Origin of the sequence: Streptomyces sp. CB02959 (genome assembly GCF_002803155.1) — a bacterium.
Taxonomy (GTDB): domain Bacteria; phylum Actinomycetota; class Actinomycetes; order Streptomycetales; family Streptomycetaceae; genus Streptomyces.
The window spans coordinates 21074-38787 of sequence record NZ_NNBP01000034.1 but is presented as its reverse complement, the minus strand read 5'-3'; the positions used below and the strand labels follow the sequence as shown (position 1 = coordinate 38787).

At 66.8% G+C, this 17714-nt stretch carries 14 protein-coding genes and 3 pseudogenes; 5 read left to right on the top strand and 12 right to left on the bottom strand.

Features of this window, described 5'->3' with window-relative positions; translation table 11 throughout:
* Window positions 1-37: 37 nt before the first annotated feature.
* From CG747_RS38820 to CG747_RS38805, 3 genes are all read right to left on the bottom strand, one after another.
* Window positions 38-918 (bottom strand): IS5 family transposase gene (locus CG747_RS38820; protein ID WP_180985896.1). Its coding sequence is split into 2 segments (ribosomal slippage): window positions 38-819 and window positions 819-918, totalling 882 coding nucleotides; the frame shifts between segments, so codons are not numbered across the junction.
* Between the two features lie 624 nt (window positions 919-1542).
* Window positions 1543-2730 (bottom strand): HAMP domain-containing sensor histidine kinase, encoded by a 1188-nt coding sequence (locus CG747_RS38810; RefSeq protein ID WP_100606593.1) that lies wholly within the window; start codon window positions 2728-2730, stop codon window positions 1543-1545.
* Window positions 2727-3398, bottom strand: a complete 672-nt coding sequence (locus CG747_RS38805) for a response regulator transcription factor (protein ID WP_100606592.1) — start codon at window positions 3396-3398, stop codon at window positions 2727-2729. The genes CG747_RS38810 and CG747_RS38805 overlap by 4 nt, the downstream gene beginning before the upstream one ends.
* Before the next feature lie 186 nt (window positions 3399-3584).
* On the opposite strand from CG747_RS38805, the gene CG747_RS38800 reads away from it, so the two are divergent.
* The 3 genes from CG747_RS38800 to CG747_RS38790 all read left to right on the top strand — a co-directional run bounded on the left by CG747_RS38800 (window position 3585) and on the right by CG747_RS38790 (window position 7445).
* Window positions 3585-5006: an ABC transporter permease gene (locus CG747_RS38800; RefSeq protein ID WP_100606591.1), complete on the top strand. Its 1422-nt coding sequence runs from the start codon at window positions 3585-3587 to the stop codon at window positions 5004-5006.
* Complete coding sequence (locus tag CG747_RS38795; RefSeq protein ID WP_100606590.1) at window positions 5003-5695, top strand: ABC transporter ATP-binding protein; 693 nt, start codon at window positions 5003-5005, stop codon at window positions 5693-5695. The genes CG747_RS38800 and CG747_RS38795 overlap by 4 nt, the downstream gene beginning before the upstream one ends.
* A 304-nt stretch (window positions 5696-5999) precedes the next feature.
* Window positions 6000-7445, top strand: a complete 1446-nt coding sequence (locus tag CG747_RS38790; protein WP_146022232.1) for an alpha/beta hydrolase — start codon at window positions 6000-6002, stop codon at window positions 7443-7445.
* Between the two features lie 170 nt (window positions 7446-7615).
* On the opposite strand, the pseudogene CG747_RS50820 reads toward CG747_RS38790, so the two are convergent.
* From CG747_RS50820 to CG747_RS38750, 8 genes and pseudogenes are all read right to left on the bottom strand, one after another.
* Window positions 7616-7699 (bottom strand): annotated as a pseudogene (locus tag CG747_RS50820) (transposase); the annotation flags it as partial.
* A 136-nt stretch (window positions 7700-7835) separates the two neighbouring features.
* Window positions 7836-9269, bottom strand: a complete 1434-nt coding sequence (locus CG747_RS38780; protein WP_100606588.1) for an FGGY-family carbohydrate kinase — start codon at window positions 9267-9269, stop codon at window positions 7836-7838.
* Window positions 9270-9388: 119 nt separating this feature from the next.
* The gene (locus CG747_RS38775; RefSeq protein ID WP_100606587.1) at window positions 9389-10852 is read right to left on the bottom strand and encodes an FAD-binding oxidoreductase; all 1464 of its coding nucleotides are present in this window, start codon (window positions 10850-10852) and stop codon (window positions 9389-9391) included.
* A 62-nt stretch (window positions 10853-10914) separates the two neighbouring features.
* Window positions 10915-11691 (bottom strand): SDR family oxidoreductase, encoded by a 777-nt coding sequence (locus CG747_RS38770; protein WP_100606586.1) that lies wholly within the window; start codon window positions 11689-11691, stop codon window positions 10915-10917.
* Between the two features lie 50 nt (window positions 11692-11741).
* Complete coding sequence (locus CG747_RS38765; RefSeq protein WP_100606585.1) at window positions 11742-13010, bottom strand: nitrate/nitrite transporter; 1269 nt, start codon at window positions 13008-13010, stop codon at window positions 11742-11744.
* 268 nt (window positions 13011-13278) lie between these two features.
* Window positions 13279-13845 (bottom strand): glycerol-3-phosphate responsive antiterminator, encoded by a 567-nt coding sequence (locus CG747_RS38760; RefSeq protein ID WP_100606584.1) that lies wholly within the window; start codon window positions 13843-13845, stop codon window positions 13279-13281.
* A gap of 154 nt (window positions 13846-13999) precedes the next feature.
* Window positions 14000-14650, bottom strand: coding sequence for an IS3 family transposase (locus tag CG747_RS38755; RefSeq protein WP_100606583.1), 651 nt, complete (start codon window positions 14648-14650; stop codon window positions 14000-14002).
* Between the two features lie 117 nt (window positions 14651-14767).
* A protein-coding gene (locus tag CG747_RS38750) for an IS3 family transposase (protein WP_100606582.1) occupies window positions 14768-15948 on the bottom strand; the annotation gives its coding sequence in 2 pieces (ribosomal slippage) (window positions 14768-15661 and window positions 15664-15948; 1179 coding nt in all).
* Between the two features lie 428 nt (window positions 15949-16376).
* Between CG747_RS38750 and CG747_RS38740 the strand changes: the two are divergent.
* Window positions 16377-16959, top strand: a pseudogene (locus CG747_RS38740) (transposase).
* Window positions 16960-16969: 10 nt separating this feature from the next.
* A pseudogene (locus CG747_RS50180) lies at window positions 16970-17140 on the top strand (IS630 family transposase); the annotation flags it as partial.
* A 282-nt stretch (window positions 17141-17422) separates the two neighbouring features.
* Here the strand turns inward: CG747_RS50180 and CG747_RS38730 are convergent.
* Window positions 17423-17713 carry a hypothetical protein gene (locus CG747_RS38730; RefSeq protein WP_100606581.1) on the bottom strand — a complete coding sequence of 97 codons (291 nt, stop codon included), beginning with the start codon at window positions 17711-17713 and terminating at the stop codon, window positions 17423-17425.
* Between the last annotated feature and the right edge of the window lies 1 nt (window position 17714).

Here is a 17714-nt window from a genome sequence, read left to right as displayed (position 1 = left end):
CGGGGAGGGAGGCCCAGGCTAGGTTCCGCCTGACGGGTCATGCACGAAGCCACAGGCGAATGGCCGCAACGGTCACAGTGCCGTAGAAGACATAGGCCCGCTTGTCGAACCTCGTGGCAACCGCCTGGTTGATCTTCAACTTTCCGATCAGCCGCTCCACTTCGTTCCTGCGAACGTAGCGGGCCTTCTCGAAGCTGGTGGGCCGGTCGCCTCGGCTCCCACGGCGCAAGCGATTGGCCTGCTGATTCCTCGGCTCAGGGATGGTGTGCTTGATTTGTCGGCGCCGCAGGTAGCGGCGATTGCGCCGAGAGCTGCAGGCACGATCGCCGACAAGGTGGTCCGGGCGGGTGCGCGGGTGCCCGCCCTTCGGCCGCGGGACGCGGATGCGCTCCAGGACCGGAATCATCTGAGGCGCGTCGCCCCATTGTCCGGGTGTGATCAGTAGGGCCAGGGGCCGCAGGCCGCCCTCACCCACCACGTGGATCTTTGTGGTGAGGCCGCCGCGGGAGCGACCAAGACCTTCGTCGTCCCGGTGGCGGGCTGGCCGGGCTCGTCTGCCCGGTACCGTCGGGGGCCGGTGACGGGCACCTGCAGCGTGTTGGTGGGTCCTGCAGATCGTCGAGTCCACGCTCGCCATTGACCAGTCGATTCGCCCCTGCGCATCGGCATCGGCTTGCACGGCTCGCAGGAGCATTTCCCATGTGCCGTCCGCCGACCAGCGGCGATGCCGGTCGTATATCGTCTGCCACTTACCAAACCGGGATGGCAGATCGCGCCACGGGATACCGGTCCGCAACCGAAACAGCATCCCGTTGATCACCTGCGGTGACACTTCCAACGCCCGCCCCGCCCAACGTTTCTTGGCAAGTACGGCATCAGCCTGGCCCACTCCACGTCACTGAGATCTCCCCGTCCCACATGCCTGGGAACGAGTTCTCGTCTCGGTTCGTCACCGACCCATCAGACAGGCCCTAACCACCACACCGACGGTGTCCGTCAAAGCGGAACAAGCTCAGGTGGGTGTGTTGGATCACGCAGCTCACCATGGAGAAGATGAGTTGCAGGTCGGTCATCGCCAAGTCCGGACGCAGCCGGCCGGCGTCCTGGGCGCGACGCATGACCGCGTCGGCCGCGGGCATGAACCTGCGGCGCGCCTGTGCCACGAGGGGCCGGGGCAGGACCTGTCAACCTGCCCTGACCAGCCGATCAGCACCTCCCGCACACCGGGGGAGCCTCAGCGCGAGACCGCACCGCTGGCGTCGGGGGTTGCGGCCTATGTGCTCCCGCTCACAGGCAGGGCAGCGGCGAGCGCCGCCCCCAACGTGAGCACGTGCGCCGGGACGTGGGCTTTCCCACGGTGTCCATGGCCGTCCGGTCCTCCAGGTCGGGTCTTGACTGTTGAGAACGGACATTCGGGCCCCTTGGTCCCAGTTGAGGGGACAAGCGGCGCCCGACGGCAACAGGCACTTCGGCAGCAGGCGAGAGAGAACCCTCTCGTGAACGCCGTCATTTTTGAGAACGGCCGGCGGACGGAAGGCCGGGTCAGCCGGGTTTCTCCGCGGGCAGCCGGACCGTGACGGCCAGGCCGCCGGCCGCGCGGGCGGCGGCGGTGATCGTGCCGCCGTGGGCGCGGGCGATCGACTGGGTGAGGGCGAGGCCCAGGCCGTGCCCGGAACGGTCGCTGCGGACACGGGAGTTGGCGCGGTAGAAGGGCTCGAAGAGGCGGGCGGTGGTGGTCGGGTCGACCTGCGGGCCGGAGTTTTCGACCCGTAGCAGCACCTGAGCGCCTTGCGGGTCCTGCCGGACAGTGACCCGCACCCAGCCCTGCGGCTCGTTGTGGGTCAGGGCGTTGTCGAGCAGGTTGTGCACCAAGCGGCGCAGCAGTGCCGCGTTGCCCGGCACCGTGCTGTCCGGTTCCAGTACGGAGTTCAGGGACAGGTCCGCCGCTTCTGCGCGGGCGGCAGCCTCCGTGCACTCCTCCTCGACCAGGGCGGCGACGTCGACCGGGGCCGGGTCGGGCTGCGCGTGCTCGGCCGCCGCGAGCTGCAGCAGCTCGGTGACGATCTCGATGCAGCGGTCGTTCGTACGGGCCAGCATGGGGGCGAGGCGAACCAACTCCTTGCCGGTCGGGTCTTGGCCGGCCACCTGGAGGGCGGTGCGGGTGGCGGCGAGCGGGGTGAGAAGCTCATGCGAGGCGTTGGCGGCGAAGCGGCTGTGGGCGTCGAAGGATCGCTCGAGTCGGGCCAGGCTGTCGTCGAAGGTGTCGGCCAGTCGGCGCAGTTCGTCCGGCGGGCCGGCTGCGTTGATGCGGTAGCTCAGATTGCCCGTGCCGGCCTTGGCGGCCGCCAAGGTGATCGTGTGCAGAGGGGTCAGCAGCCGCCGGGTGGTGAACCAGCTGGCGGCCAGTCCCAGCAGGGCGACCAAGGCTGCGGCGGACAGGGAGATCAGCAGGACGGTTGCCCAGACGTCTTCCTTGGAGTCGATGGTCGTGGTCTGGGCCCGCGGATTCGGGGACGGCTCGGGGGCAGGTTCCAAGGTGGGTTCCGGCAAGGGCAGCTGGTGGCCGGGGTGTATGTCGACGTGACCCGGCGCCTGGAACCCGTACGTCGGCAGGTACCGCATGCCCAGATAGACCGCCGCCGCCATGACGAGCCCGGACAGTACCAGCGTGATCGCGAAGCCGAGGAACAGCCGGGTGTGGATGCTCAGATCGCGCGGGCGGGGGATCACGGGGCCGCAGGGTGGTCGAGGTAGTAGCCGGCGCCGATCGCGGTGTGCACGAGCTGCGGCTCGCCGAGTTTCTTGCGCAGGCTGTGGATGACCAGGCGGACGGCGTTGGTGAACGGGTCGGCGGCCTCGTCCCATGCCTTCTCCAGCAGCTGCTCGGCGCTGAGCACCCCGCCGTCGGCGCGCAGCAGCAGCTCCAGTACGGCCAGTTCCTTGGGCGTGAGCTGGATCTCCCGGCCGGCCCGGGCGGCCTTGCGGCGGTGGGTGTCCAGGGTCAGGTCCGCGACGGTCAGCACGGGCGCCTGGGCGGGCGCACTGCGCCGGTACAGGGCGCGCAGCCGGGCCACGAGCTCGGGGAAGTCGAAGGGCTTGGGGAGGTAGTCGTCGGCGCCGAGCGCGAGGCCCTCCACCTTGTCACCGAGCCGGCCGGCCGCGGTGAGCATCAGGATCCGTACGCCGGGCCGCTCCGCCACCAGCCGGCGGCACACCTCGTCGCCATGCAGCCCCGGCAGATCGCGGTCCAGGACAACGAGGTCGTAGTCATTGACGGCAGCCTTCTCCAGTGCGCTGTGCCCGTCATACGCCACATCGGACGGGATGCCCTCGCGGCGCAGCCCGAGCTGCACCACCTCAGCCATGAACTCCTCGTCCTCGACGATCAGCACACGCACGGCTCTGTGTTCCCTTCCGTAGCTGTCCGGTTTCGCACGACCCTCTCGTCTCATACCTATCAAACATGGCATTTGAGCAGCGTTTGGAAGACGAGCCACATCGGCTCCGCGGCGAACGCTGCTGATAAGGCCACCTTTCTACGGTGGGAGCCGTTTGCAATTGCGGCTATACGTGAAGAGACGCTCATGAACCTGTTCAAACGGGCCTGGTGGCGGTTGACCGCCCAGCTTGGCAAGACGCTGATGCTGACCGGCTTGTTCTTCGTCGTCTGCACCCTGGTGCTGTCCGGCTTCCTCGTCCAGTCGGCGGCCGACCGGGCAGCGGCGGACGCGAAGAAGAAGGTCGGCGCCGTGGCGACCATGCAGATGGACATCAACGCGCTGATGGACAAGCGCGGCCTGGAGGGCGGCGGGCAGCAGGGCCTGAAGGTCGACCCGTCCGACGAGCTGCGCACCGGACCGGTCGACAAGCTCGGCAAGTCGCCGGTGGTGCGAAGGTACAGCTATCTGATCGAGGCCGCGGCGCTCGAACGCGGCAAGTTCAAGCTCTACCGAGCCGCCCCGCCGCCGCCTGGCACCGAAACCGAGCAGGGCGACTTCTTCAAGCCCGAAGGCGTGCCGGACACCGAGGCGCTGCCCGCCTTCCGCAACGGCACCCACAAGATCATCTCGGGTAGGGGCATCGGCCCGGACACCGAGGGCAAGGTCGCGGTGCTGGAGAAGCGACTGGCCGAGCAGAACGGAGTCAAGGTCGGCGACAAGATCACGGTCGGATCGTTCCGGGGCGACATCCAGGACTCCAAGGCGGTCGAGCTCACCGTGGGCGGGATCTTCGAGGACGAGACCCCCTCCAGCCGCGACCGCTACACCCCGGCACTGAGCGATCCTGGCAACCGCTTCTACATCAGCTCCGACGCGGCCGCCGCGCTGAACGACGAGAAGCCTGGTGCCGTGGGCACCTCGGTTCGCGAGGCCACCTTCACCCTGGACGGCCCGGAGGGCCTGGCGCAGCTCAAGAAGGACGCCAAGGCCGCCGGACTGGACCCGGAGATCTACCCGCTCAAGCTGAACGACAAGCAGTACCAAGCCCTGGTCGGCCCCATCTCCAAGACCGCGGGCTTCGCCACCCTCACCGTCTGGCTGGTGTCCATCGCCGGTGTCGCCGTGCTCGGCCTGATCGTCGCGAACGCCCTCCGCGAGCGCCGCCGCGAGCTGGGCATCCTGCTGGCCATCGGCGAGAAGAAGCCCAAGCTGCTCGGCCAGCACCTGGTGGAGACCGTCGCCTGCGCCCTGATCGCCATCGGCCTTGCCGTCCCCGCCAGCCAGGCCCTGGCGCAGACCGCGGGCAACAGCCTGCTGGCCGGGGAGGTCAGCTCCGCCCAGAACGACGGCGACAGCAGCGAACCCGACTACGCGAACTCCATGGGCGGCGAGAAGGAGCCGAAGCCCGAGGCCGAGCCGATCGACCGCATCGACGTGAAGCTCACCGCCTCCGACATCGCCAAGGTCGGCGCCACCGGCCTCGGCATCGCCACCCTCGCGACCCTCATTCCCGGCCTGCGGACCCTGCGCCTCGAGCCCCGCGAGATCCTGACGAAGGGCGAATGACCATGACCTCCACCGCACCGGTCCTGCAGCTGGACCGACTCGTGAAGTCCTACCCCGTCGGCAACCGGAGCCGTCCGCGCACCATCCTCAAGGAGGTCGACTACGCCTTCGACGCGGGCCGGATGTACTCGGTCGTCGGCCCGTCCGGCAGTGGCAAGACCACGCTCCTCTCCCTCGCGTCCGGCCTGGACACGCCGACCTCCGGGCACGTCCGCTTCCGCGGCCAGGACATCGGCGCCCTGGGCCTGGGCGCCTACCGCCAGCGGCACGCGGCGACCGTCTTCCAGTCCCTGAACCTGATCACGTACATGACGGCGGTGCAGAACATCACCTCCGCCATGGAGATCACCGGCGTACGCCGCGGCGGCCGCTGGCGCAGGGCGGCCGAACTCCTAGACCTGCTGGGCATCGAGGAGGCCGACCGGCACCGCAGGACGCTGCAACTCTCCGGCGGCCAACAGCAGCGGGTCGCCATCGCCCGCGCCCTGGCCTGCGACGTCGACGTCCTCTTCGCCGACGAACCAACGGGCGCCCTCGACCAGGACACGGCGGCCGGCATCATCCAGGTCTTCCAACGCCTGGCCCACGAGGACGGCAAATGCGTCATCGTCGTCACCCACTCCCAGGACCTCGCCCGCGCCTCGGACGAGGTCCTGACCCTGTGCCGCGGGCGCCTGGTACGGGACTGAAAACGCCCGCCCAGCCGGCGATGGTCGCCGCACAACCGACGGAGCCGATCTCCCAGTTGGTGTCCGGCCCCGTAATCAGAACAGCGGTTGGTGCCGGGCATGCTCCTGAATCGCAACTGACCCCGGCGGTGCACCACCGCCGGGGTGCTCCGCCGCCTTGACAACCCGGTGTCCAACAGCCGGACAGGCCCACAAGCCCGACGCGTTCGGCTGTTCCCGGGGGTCCGGGGGCTGACGTTGCCGCGTCAATCATCGCAACAGCGGACCAAGTGCCCCTGTGCCGGAAGAAGGAGAGGACCAACTCGTGGGAATACGCAAACCGTCATGGGGGCGTATCACGCTCGTGGGGCTGGGGATGCTGGCGTTACTGACACCCTCCCATGCCTGGGCACAGGGCGAGCAGGTGGGCGCGGGGAGGCTGTCGGCGTGGCACCCTTGCAAGGATGATCCGGGCAAGCCCGGGGTGGAGTGCGCCGAGCTGACGGTGCCCGTCGACTGGGCCCGGCCCGACGGCCAGCAGGTGAGGCTGGACGTCAAGCGGCAGAAGGCGGCCGACCCAGCGCAGCGCCTGGGGACGTTGATGACCGGACCAGGAGGCCCCGGACAACGCGGCACCGTGGTCGTCACCGACGGCTACCTCCCCGATTCCATCAGGAACTCCTTCGACGCCATCGGCTACGACTCCCGGGGGACCGGAGACACCAAGGCCCAGTGCGCTCCCGCTCCCAAAGCGGCCCCGTTGCCCCGGAACGAGGCGGAGTTCAACACGCTCCTGGAGACCAACAAGCGGTACGGCGAAAGCTGCCGCACCACCCCTGCCTCACTGATCGACCACTTGGACGCCGTCAGTGACGCACGCGACATGGAAGCGTTGCGTGGCGCTTTGGGTGAGGAGAAGCTGAACTACTACGGGGCGTCCTACGGCACTCTGCGCGGACAGACCTACGCTTCCCTCTTTCCCCGGCGGACCGGGCGCATGGTGCTGGACGGCAACATGGACCACAGCATCAAGGACGCACGCACCTTCATGGGCACCGAGACTCTGGCGGCAGAGAAGAACCTGAACTACTTCTTCGACTGGTGCGACACGAACACCGACTGTTCCCTCCACGCCCAGGGAGCAAAGAAAACGTTCTCCGAGGTGTACGCGAAGGCTGAACAAGCGGACAAGGCCGGCCCCGGCCACGTCTACGACCTGGTGAACGAAGCCACAATCGGCGCGTCCAACGGAGCAGTCAACAAAGACAGTTGGCGCGAACTCGCCGACGAAATCGGCAAACGCAGCAGCAGCACAACCCTGCCCTCGGCCGACCTGACCATGGACGGCCCAAATCAGGCGATCTTCTGCAGCGACTGGAACCTGCCAGTCAAGAACTACAGGGCATGGAAGACCATGCTGTCAGACATCGCCCGCGAGTCCCCGAACCTGAAGATCTCCGAACACGCTCTTGTCCCCTCTGGCGTACTTGGCTGCATGGGCTGGCCGCGCCAGGCCACCTACCCCCAGCAAGACCTGCCGAAGTGGAACACCAGCCCCAGAGCCCTCATGGTCGAGTCGCTCCACGACGCACAAACTCCCTATGCGTGGAGTCAGGCCGCCGCCCGCCAGGGCGGAGCCGTTCTGCTCACCTACGACGGCGGCGGACACATCGTCGCCTGGTCGGGCAAGATGTCCGGCAAGGTCGAGAAGTACCTTCTCACCGGAACTCCGCCCGCCGACGACACCCACTGCGACGACACCCACTGCTAAACGAGGTTGTCCCGGGGTTGGTGGAGATCGAGAGGGTGGTTCGTAGAGTGATGTCCGCTTCCGGGTGAGGCTTGGGGCAGGGTTGCTGGTCTCGGCCTCCCGCAGCCGGGGCTGCGTTCGACATCTCGACGTCGATGCCCAGGCCGGCACGGTGCTCGACGACCTGGTTCCGCACTCTTCTGAGGCAGGTCGTGTGGGAGGCAGGTCCACTGGCAAGCGGTCCGCCCCTGGTAGAGGATCGCGTTCACGATCTCCCACCCCAGCAGAGACAGGTCGAGGTCCGCGTGCTGGTGAGCCCGCAGGATCGTGGAGCCCACCGAGCAGCCCGCTGATCCAAACGGAATTGCCTCGGCAACAGCACGACGAGGAGTTACGGGGTGTTGTGGGGAGTCAGCCGAAGATCTCGTGACTCTGTTGGTAGATCTTGTCGGTGTGTTCTCGCACGCTCCGGTACACCTCTCCGAGCCGCTGGTAGATGGCGTGGTGTGCTGCGTTCGGCATGAATACCGGGCCCGGGCGGACCATGTGTGCGACGGCCTCGTCGGTGTCGGCATAGATGCCCAGGCCGATCGCCGCGCAGATCGCCGCGCCCAGGCCGGCCGCGCTGGAGGCTTCGGCGCGGCGGGCCGGGACGCCGTAGACGTCGGCGTGGATCTGCATCATCACATCCGAGTGTGAGCCACCGCCCGAGACGATTACCTCCTGGAACGGCGTGCCGAGTTCGGCGGCCATGCGCGTGGAAGTGTCGTGGACCGTCAGGGCGAGGGCTTCGAGGATCGAGCGGTAGATGTGGAAGCGCCCTTGCCTGCCGTCGAAGCCGAGCAGAGTGCCCTTGCGGAACGGGGCCTCGGTCGGGGCGAGCCAGTCGAGGACCGTCATCAGGCCCTCGCAGCCCGGCGGGACCTTCTCAGCCTGTGCATTGAGGTAGTCCTCGGTCGAGAGCCCTGCCGCTCGGGCGTGGACCGCGGCCTCCTCGCCGAGCAGGTCGCGGTACCAGCTGACGGTCCACATGCCGCGCCGCACGCCCGTCGACTCATACAGGTAACGGCCGGGCTCGCTCGCATAGTTGGTCCAAAAGTCGCGAGCGCCGGTCACGTAGCGTGGCCCGGTCGCCATCCCGGCGACGTAGGTGCCCAGTGACACCAGCAGTGTCTCGGGGGCGCGCAGCCCGCACCCCAGTGCCTCAACAGCCTTGTCGTTGGCGGTCGCCACGACGGGGACGCCGGCAGGGATGCCTGTCTGCGCGGCCGCCTGTTCGGTGACCTCGCCGAGGATCTCGCCAGGCATGACGAGGTCGAACAGCATGGAGCGCGTGACGCCGAAGGCGGCCAACTCCTCGGCATCCGCGGACCATTGCCAGGTCGTGGGATCAACGGGCCACATCCCGGCATAGTTGGCGGCGGTGTCGCGGAAGGCGCCCGTCATGCGGTGGGTGATGTAGCCGGACGAGGTGGTCACGTACGCCGCGTCCGGTGCCGCGTGCGGCTGTGAGACGCGCGCATCCATCCAGCTCATGACAGGCTGTGCCAGCGTGCCGTCCGCCTTCAGCACCGCGCGGCAAAAACGGATCGTGCACAGACCAACCCCCACGATGTCGGCCGGGTCTCCGGGGAAGGCCGCAAGTGCTGCCTGGCTCGCCTGGCCGATGGTCGTCCACAGGTCGTCGTCGGGATGCTCGACGACGCCGGGGCGCGGGGTGTGATACGGGCGCAAAGAGGCGCGGCCCTCGCTCACGGCCCGGCCGTGGTCATCGAAGACGGTCACCTTCGATGACTGGGAGCCGTTGTCGATGCCGATGAAGTAGCGGGGACGGGTGCTGGTCATGCCCACTCCGGGGTACGGGCCGGACTGCACTGTCCGGCAAGGGGAGGTGGAGGAGGCCGCCCCGCCGCGTGGGAGACGCAACGGGGCAGCCGGCGGACGTCTTCGGCCCTTTGAGCGGATCAGCCCTCGATCGGGAAGATCGTGCCCTTGTTCATGATTCCGTTCGGGTCGAACGCCTCCTTGAGCTTGGCCAGCATGTAGTAGGCGCTGCCGTGTTCCTGCCGCGTCCACGGTGCCCGGTACTTGCCGATGCCGTGGTGGTGCACCATCGAGCCACCGACCTTCAGGGCCTCTTCGACGATGATCGCGTTCAGCGGGATGTGGTAGGTGTGGATCTCTTCCCGCGGCTCACAATTGATCTTGTAGTCGTAGACGAAGTACAAGTTCGTGCCGGTCTGGTAGCTGTGCGAGGAGTGGGCACCCAGCATTACCAAGTCTTCCGCCGCCGGGAACTGCGTTCGGATGCGACGTATGACGTTGTCGTAAAGCTCGACAGTGCGCGACCAGTCGACCGACACCTCGGTGGTGTAGCCGAGCTCGGCCTCGTCGAGCATGTGCTGCTTCTCAGCCTCGATCTTCTCAACACCCCAGTTGAGGTTCGCAAACCACGTCTCGATCAGCTGCGGATCAACCTTCGTGTGCGGGTGCTGCGCCGCGACCCGCTCGATCTCCTGGCTTGTCGCGCGCACCAGCCCCTTGGGGCCCTCGGCGACAAACACGACGACGACCTTGCCCTGGTAGAAGTGCGCGAAGTGCTGGCGGGCGTCCTCGGGGGAGTAGACCCGCACCACGGAGGGGTGGTAGCCGTTGGTGATGACCTCACGAATCATCGCTATGCCGGTCGCCATGTCCTCCACGAGGAAGCCATGGAACTCGTTGTTCTCCGGCTGGTACTTGAAAACCTTCACGGTGACTTCGGTGATGTAGCACAAGGCGCCCTCGTTGCCGATGACGATGTGCCGGATGTCCGGGCCCGCCGCGCGACGCGGAACGTTCTTGATCCGCGTGACGGTCCCATCAGGGAAGACCGCCTCCAGACCAACCACCATGTCCTCGATCGCGCCATAGAGCGTGGAGAACTGGCCGATCGAACGGGTGGAGACCAGACCACCGTACTGGGCCAGCGGCTTGGACTGCGGGGAGTGCCCGGTGGTCAGACCCTGCTCGCGCAGGCGGTCCTCCAGGAACTGCAGCGGCACACCGCACTGGACGGTCACCTGCATGTTCTCGGCATCGATCGCAACGATCTCATCCAGGCCCGAGCCATCGAGCACGATCGTGTCCTCGACCGCGGTCTCCAACCCGCCCTCGGTACCGGTGCGACCGGTGCGGGCGACCACATTGATGCCGTGGGCGTTGGCGAAGGCCAAAACGCGCGAGACGTCCTGAGTGCAGCGGGCATTGACGATCACCGCGGGGATCGGACCGTCGTAGATGCCGTGCACGGACTGGTACTTCTTGAAGCGGTCGACGCTCGCCTGCTTGAGCTGCTCTTCGTCCGTGACGATCTGCTCGGCAGAGATGAGGTCCTTCAGAGGGGCGATGATATCTTCGCGGGTGAGCTTCGAGGACGACTGGGCCATGGTGATTCCACCTCGTGGTGTTTCGGTATCAGGTGCGGTGGGAGTGCGGAGGAGACGGTAGGTCAGCGGACCAGATAGCCTCCGTCCACCGGCAGCACATGGCCGTTGACATAGTCCGACGCGCGAGAGGCAAGGAAGACGGTCGTCCCCATCAGGTCGGCCACATCCCCCCAGCGCCCGGCCGGAATGTGGTCCAAGACCCGCTGGTTGGTCACCGGGTTCGCCCGCGTCGCCTCGGTGATCTTCGTGGCGAAGTAGCCGGGCGCGATCGCATTGACCTGGATGTTGTACGGGGCGAGCTCGTCACAGTACGCCTTGGTCAAGCCCGCGATGCCATGCTTGGTGGCCGCGTAGGCGGGGGAGTACTGGCCGCCCAGGAACGAGAACAACGACGCGATGTTGATGATCTTCCCTGAACGTTGCGGAATCATGAACTTCGCCGCCTCATGGCTGAGTTCGAAGGCCGCCGTCAGATTGATCGCGACCATCGGGTCCCACTCCGCACGGCCGAACTCCTCAACGGAGGCGAGGTTGCAGATGCCCGCCGAGTTCACCAGGACATCCACGGAGCCGAACGCCTCCACACAGCCCTGGACGATCTGCCGCGGCACGCCCGGCGCCGTCAGGTCCGCTTCCAGGAACTCCATACGGCGTCCCTCGCCCTCGATCAGCCTGCGCGTCGTGCCGTCGTCCTCGGCGACCGACGGGATGAAGATGTTCGCGCCGGCCTTCGCAAGGGCGAGCGAGAACGCCTGCCCCAACCCTGTGTTGCCGCCCGTGACAATGGCGTTCTTGCCATCGAGGGAGAAGAAGCCGCGGTGGAATGCGGTGATGTCCATAACAAAACCTGCCTTCAAAGGGACGGTTTAGGGGAGGAACGGGCCGGGAGTCAGCCCGTCACGGTGGCCACGGGCAGCGCCGCATCGGGGGAGGGCACGGCGCGGGAGGCCAACTCCCGGGCACGGGTGCGGGTCGTGAGGGTCGTGACGAGGAGGCCCAGCAGCGCCATCGCCAGCAGGAAGACGAACATCGCCGTGTAACCGCCACCGTGCTCAGGCACCGCCGGGGACGCCGAGGGGTCCCCGATCCACCAGGCACACAGCGACGGCAAGAACGCATCTGGCAGGAAGGCAATGCCCGAAGACAACCCGATGACACCGCCGCGCTCGTTCTCAGGGATCTCCACCTCGCCAACGGTCGCGAAGTACACGCCCCGGCTGGTGAAGACGAACAGACACAGCAGGAACATCAACGCCAGGGCCACCCACATATACGCAGGCTCCTGCGGCAGCACCAGGAAGATCACCGCGACGACGGCACTCCCGGCAAACATCCACCGCAGAAGACGCGGCGACGACTTGGTGACCTTGTCGACCACGACGCCGCCCGCAGGGCCGGCGACGAACTGGAAGACGTAGGTGCGGATCACCCCGATGACGCCGATGAGCCCAGCAGCCATCCCAAAGCGGTACTCAAGAAGTGGCGAGAAATAGCCAAGCGTCGTGTAGAAGCAGTACATGAGCATGGCCGTGATGCCAATCAGCCACGTGTACTTGTTCCGCACGGCCAGCCACAACTGCCGCAACGTCACCGACGACGAACCAAGGTTTGCCAACCTCTCGGCATCACTCTTCACCCACAACCACACCATGGCGGCGAATGCGAAGCACAGCACCCCATAGAGTCGGATCAACCAGATGACTCCGACAGACTGCGCAACGGCCGCCGCGACGATACCGGTTCCGACAAACCCCACCACCGTGGAGGTGACTCCACGTGTGCCTTCCAGGAACCCAAAGAGACGCCCTTGCTCGGAAGAGTCCCCGAGCATGCCGATCGCCTTGACCAACGCCGGCCAGTAAAGACCCATGCCCATCACAGCCATCACCACATGGGCAGCCATCGCACCCCAGTACCCAGGCACCTGTGCCAGATACAGATCGGCCACACCGGTCCCGGCCAGCGCCGCCACGATCAACGCCCGCGGCTCGAACCGGTCAGCGAACCAACCGCCAAGGAAGTACATGACCACCGCAACGGCACCGAACACCGAGATGATGTTGCCGTAGTCCTGCGCCGACAGGCGCAGCGCCTCGGCGGTGGGGCCGAGAAAAACGAAACGGATGTACGCGACCTGGAAGACGATCCCGCAGGACATGGAAAGGATCAGAAAGCTGACCCATCTACGTGACGTGGACAACGTACAACCACCTCTTTGTGGAAGCCCAGAATCCGAGAAATCTGGAAACAAAAAAAGAACAGCACTCCTCGACGGGTGAGGAGTCACTGTTCTCTGGTCTCTAGTAACTGCTCCGGCACTGGGCCGGAGCCAATATGAAGTTGTGCGGTCCTTCTCGGTCCGTTCGCGTACCGTACGAGCCAGGGTTTCCCGATGTCAACCCCTTCTTTGCCCTCTGCCAGGCACGTCACATGGCCCAGACGTCCCGATTGGACGAGGCGATAGCGCACGCCCCCGCCTTGAGTGCCGCGAAGACGTCGTCACGATCACAGACGAGCCCGCCGGCGATGAGCGGCACGTCGATGTCCGTCACGGCCCAGGAGATGACCCGAGGGATACAGCCAGGCAGGATCTCCACACAGTCTGGCTGCGACATGCGTACCTGCGGGGCGAGATTGCGGTACGACAGCGAGTCGATGAGAAAGAAGCGGTGCACCGCGAACAATCCCAGCTCACGAGCAGCCCGCACCATGAACGCCTTCGAGCTGAGGATCCCATCCGCAGCGGTTCTCTCCTTGATGAACCGCACGACGATCTCTTTTCCCGCGAAGCCGTCGAGCAGGTCGACGTTCACCAGGACAACACGCCCATCGTCCTTCAGGGTTTGCACGATCTCGGGGAGATCCAGCAAAGAGCCGTAGAGCAAAAACACGATCTTGCAGTCGGAACGCAGCACCGCCCGCAGCCCAGACTCGTCCAAGACGCTGGCGACGACCGGGTGCTCCTCAAGCAGCTCTGCCAGAGCAGTATCCATAGAGATCTCCCGAGTGAACCGCTCCGGGTTCGTTGGAGAGTGTGGTGTGTGGTTTTCAGGTGTTCTGTGTGACTTGGTGCGAATAGTAGTACATCGCCTTGTATTCAAGAGGCGGGAGGCTGCCGACGCTGCTGTGGAGGCACTGTCGGTTGTATCAGTCAGCCCAGGTCAGGGCGGCGATCTCGACGTCGTCGAGGGTCCGCCAGAGTCCGCCGGGCTTGATGATCTTGGTCTTGAACAGGCCGATCGTGGATTCCATGAGCGCGTTGTCGTAGGCGTCGCCGACGGTGCCGACGCTCAAGGCGGCGTTGGCTTCGCGGAGCCGGTCAGTGTAGTGCACGGACACATACTGCCTCCCGGTGTCGCCGTGGTGTAGGAGTCCGTGCAGGTCAGCGGTTCCGTCGCGGTCCTGGCACCAGATGGCCGTCTCGAGTGCGTCCAGGACGAGATCGGTGCGTTTGTGGCCGGCCACCCGCCAGCCGACGATGCGGCTGGAGGAGATGCCGAGGACGAAGGCGACGTAGACGAAGCCGGCCCAGGTGGCGACGTAGGTGAAGTCGGTCACCCACAGCCGGTTCTGACGGGACGCGGTGAAGTCCCGGTCGACCAGGCCCTCCGGGCGCCCGGAGGTCGGTTCCAGGACCGTGGTCTTCACCGTCCTGACGCGGACCGAGCAGGTCAGGCCGAGTGAGCGCATCAGGCGCTCGACCGTGCAGCGGGCGACCTCGACGCCCTCGCGACGCAGCCAGCGCCATACCTTCTGCCACACGTAGTGGCTCAGATAAGCGAATGTCGTGGAGGACACCCTGGCCGGAAGTACGCCGCGAAGCCCTCAAGGGCGTGAGCCTCACCGCTTCGACGGCCCGGGCCATAGCGCACCGCGGTCAACCGGGACTGCTGCATGATCGGGTGACAGCGGGGTTTATGCAGCCAGAGCTGCGGGTGGGGTCATGATGGTCTCGTACTCGACGGGGGTCAATCGGCCCAGGCGCCGTTGCCGTCGGCGCCGGTGGTAGGTCCGTTCGATCCAGGTGACGATCGCGATCCGCAACTCCTGGCGGGTGGCCCAGACTCGGCGGTCGAGGACGTTCTTTTGCAGCAGTGCGAAGAAGCTCTCCATTGCGGCGTTGTCGCCGGCAGCCCCGACCCGGCCCATTGAGCCGACCAGGCCGTGCCGGGTGAGGACGGCGGCGACCTTGCGGGACCGGAATTGCGATCCGCGGTCGGAGTGCACGATGCATCCCGCAGCGGGGCCGCGGCGGGCGACAGCGGACTCCAGCGCGGCCACCGCGAGGCGGGACTTCATCCGGGCATCGATGGAATAGCCCACGATGCGGCCGGAGTACACGTCCTTGACCGCGCACAGATACAGCTTGCCCTCGCCGGTCGCGTGCTCGGTTATGTCCGTGAGCCACAACCGGTTCGGCCCGTCCGCGGTGAAGTTCCGCCGCACCAGGTCATCGTGGACCGGTGGCCCGGCTTTGGCGTTCTTCCCGCGGCCCCTGCGCTTGCCGAAGGCACTCCACCAGCCGTTGTCCCGGCAGATCCGCCAGGCCGTCCGCTCGGCCATCGCCTCACCGGCGGCGTGGGCCTCGTCGAGGAGGAAGCGGTGTCCGAACTCCGGGTCGTCGCGGTGAGCGTCGAACAGGGCGTTCGCCCGGTATGCCTCGGTCAGTTCGGCGTCGGTGGCAGGCCGGGCCAGCCACCGGTAGTAGGGCTGGCGAGCCAGCCCGAGCACCCGGCACGTCACCGCCACCGGCACCCTGTAAGGGGCATCGGCGGCGGCCAGCTCACGGACGAGCGGGTACATCATTTTGCCGGCAGGTTCGCCTGCGACAGATACGCCGCAGCCCTCCTGAGCACCTCGTTCTCCTGCTCCAGCAACCGGATCCGCTTGCGGGCCTCACGCAGCTCGGCCGACTCACCCGACGTCGTCGCGGGCCTGGCGCCCTCATCGGTCTCGGCGCGGCGCAGCCACTTCGACAACGTGATCAGGTGGACCCCGAAGTCGGCGGCGATCTGTTCCAGCGTGACGCCGGGCTCGCGGTTGCGCGCGACCCGCACGACGTCCTCGCGGAACTCCTTGGGATACGGCTTGGGCACTGCGACATCCTTCCAGGCCGCCTCTCAGCAAGCCAGGTCAGGTGTCACCCAACTCTGCAGCAGTCCCACCCGACCACGCCTCCCGAATGACCGCAGAACTGGGGGCACTTGCCGTGTAGATCACCTACGAGCGGTGAAGCACCTGGGCAACACCAATGAGTCCAGCTGGAAGCGGCGAGACAGGCCGACATCGAGGCGGGCCGCTACCCGCTCGTCGTCAACTACTGACTTCAGCTCGTTGGGGTGAATCCTTGCGAAGTCGCTGATGGGTGTGGGCGGGTGGCTGTATTCGTGGTCTGTGAGATATGCGGATGGGGGCGGGCTGACTCCTGCGGGGCGTCAGCGCCGGGAGACGGTACGGATGCAGGCGGCTGAACTGTTCGAGCAGATGGTCAAGCCGTCGGAAGTCGCACGGCGGCTTCGGGTGAGTGCGAAGTCGCCGTGAGCGTGTGGCGGGAGGTGACCTGGGCGGAGGTAAAAGGACCCGGGCGGCCTGCCGGGGCTACGTCTGCTTCGAGGACGAAGCCGGCTTCACCCGACGGCCGCCCCGGGGACGGACGTGGGGCCGGCGCGGAGTGACTCCGGTCGTCACCGTCAGCGGCCGGCGTTCGGGGCGGCTGTCGGTGGCCGGGCTGATCGCGATGCGGCCGGGTTCCCGGACCCGGCTGTGTCACCGTCTTCGGACCCACCCCGCCGGCAAGAGCGCACGTCGCAGCATGGGCGAGCGGGACTTCATCGCGCTGATCGACGGATTCCACCAGCTGGTCAAGGCCCCGATCGTGCTCGTGTGGGACCGGCTGAACACCCACGTCTCCCGCAGGATGCGCGACCTCGTGGCCGAGCGTGACTGGCTGACGGTGTTGCAGCCTGGCCAACCTCGCCGTCATGGCCCTGGAGCGACTCGAAGCCCTCGTCCGCAACCGACTCAAACGCCTCCAGTACCGGCCCGACACCCTCGACGGCTTCATAGCGGGCACCGGCCTCGCCCTCGACATCCCAACGTCCCCCTGACCAGCCGAAGTCAGTAACCTGCTATAAACCCGGCCACCGGCCCCGGCCGATCTGCCGGCCGCGCCGGGACGACGACCGACGCGACGGGCGTAAGAGCTTGTCCTGGCGCGACTACCGGGACCTGCTGATCGCCGCCCACCAGCAGCTCGGTGGCCCGATCGTGCTCGTCTGGGACAACCTCAAGTGCGCCACGAGGCGCTACGGAATCGAGTGGGGGTGGAAGGACCCCACCGCCGGGCGGTCGCAGCCGCCCGGTGAATCTGAGGGCAGCCGTTGCCTGGGAACGCAGGTGGTGGCGGGAAGCAGCCCTGACAACGATGGAACGGGTCGGCACTGTCAGAGGGCCCGGGTCCGGCAAGCAGCGAGGAGAAGGTGTATGCGAGGAACCGCTGTCTGACGCCCCGTAAGTGTCCCGCTCGGCTCAAACCTGATGGATATGGGCCGGGTTGCAGCGCGTGAACCGTCACTCGTCTGGGTGCCGTTCAACTCCGAAGCCGGTTTTGAGGCCCGGTGGGGAGGCCATGTCGAAAGCCTGCGGCGTAGGCATGGCGAAGCTGTCGGGGTAGAGGCGGACACCTCCCTCCTTGATCGATTCTGTAGTGAACGTGGGAACCGCCTGCGGTCGCCCTTCCCGCCGGACAGCCAGTGCGGCGGCGGGCAGGTCCGTTGCCGACTGACGGCCGTCGGGCGGGGCGGAGGTCTCGTAGTAGTCCGAGCGCGCGAGAGGCGCGTACATGGCGAAGGAGACCAGCAAG

What these genes read in the sequence shown, in the direction of transcription:
- CG747_RS38775 (WP_100606587.1), bottom strand. Translation starts at nt 10,852, where the DNA reads ATGGCCCAGTCGTCCTCGAAGCTCACCCGCGAAGATATCATCGCCCCT.
- CG747_RS38800 (WP_100606591.1), top strand. Translation starts at nt 3,585, where the DNA reads ATGAACCTGTTCAAACGGGCCTGGTGGCGGTTGACCGCCCAGCTTGGC.
- CG747_RS38765 (WP_100606585.1), bottom strand. Translation starts at nt 13,010, where the DNA reads ATGTCCTGCGGGATCGTCTTCCAGGTCGCGTACATCCGTTTCGTTTTT.
- CG747_RS38770 (WP_100606586.1), bottom strand. Translation starts at nt 11,691, where the DNA reads ATGGACATCACCGCATTCCACCGCGGCTTCTTCTCCCTCGATGGCAAG.
- CG747_RS38795 (WP_100606590.1), top strand. Translation starts at nt 5,003, where the DNA reads ATGACCATGACCTCCACCGCACCGGTCCTGCAGCTGGACCGACTCGTG.
- CG747_RS38760 (WP_100606584.1), bottom strand. Translation starts at nt 13,845, where the DNA reads ATGGATACTGCTCTGGCAGAGCTGCTTGAGGAGCACCCGGTCGTCGCC.
- CG747_RS38780 (WP_100606588.1), bottom strand. Translation starts at nt 9,269, where the DNA reads ATGACCAGCACCCGTCCCCGCTACTTCATCGGCATCGACAACGGCTCC.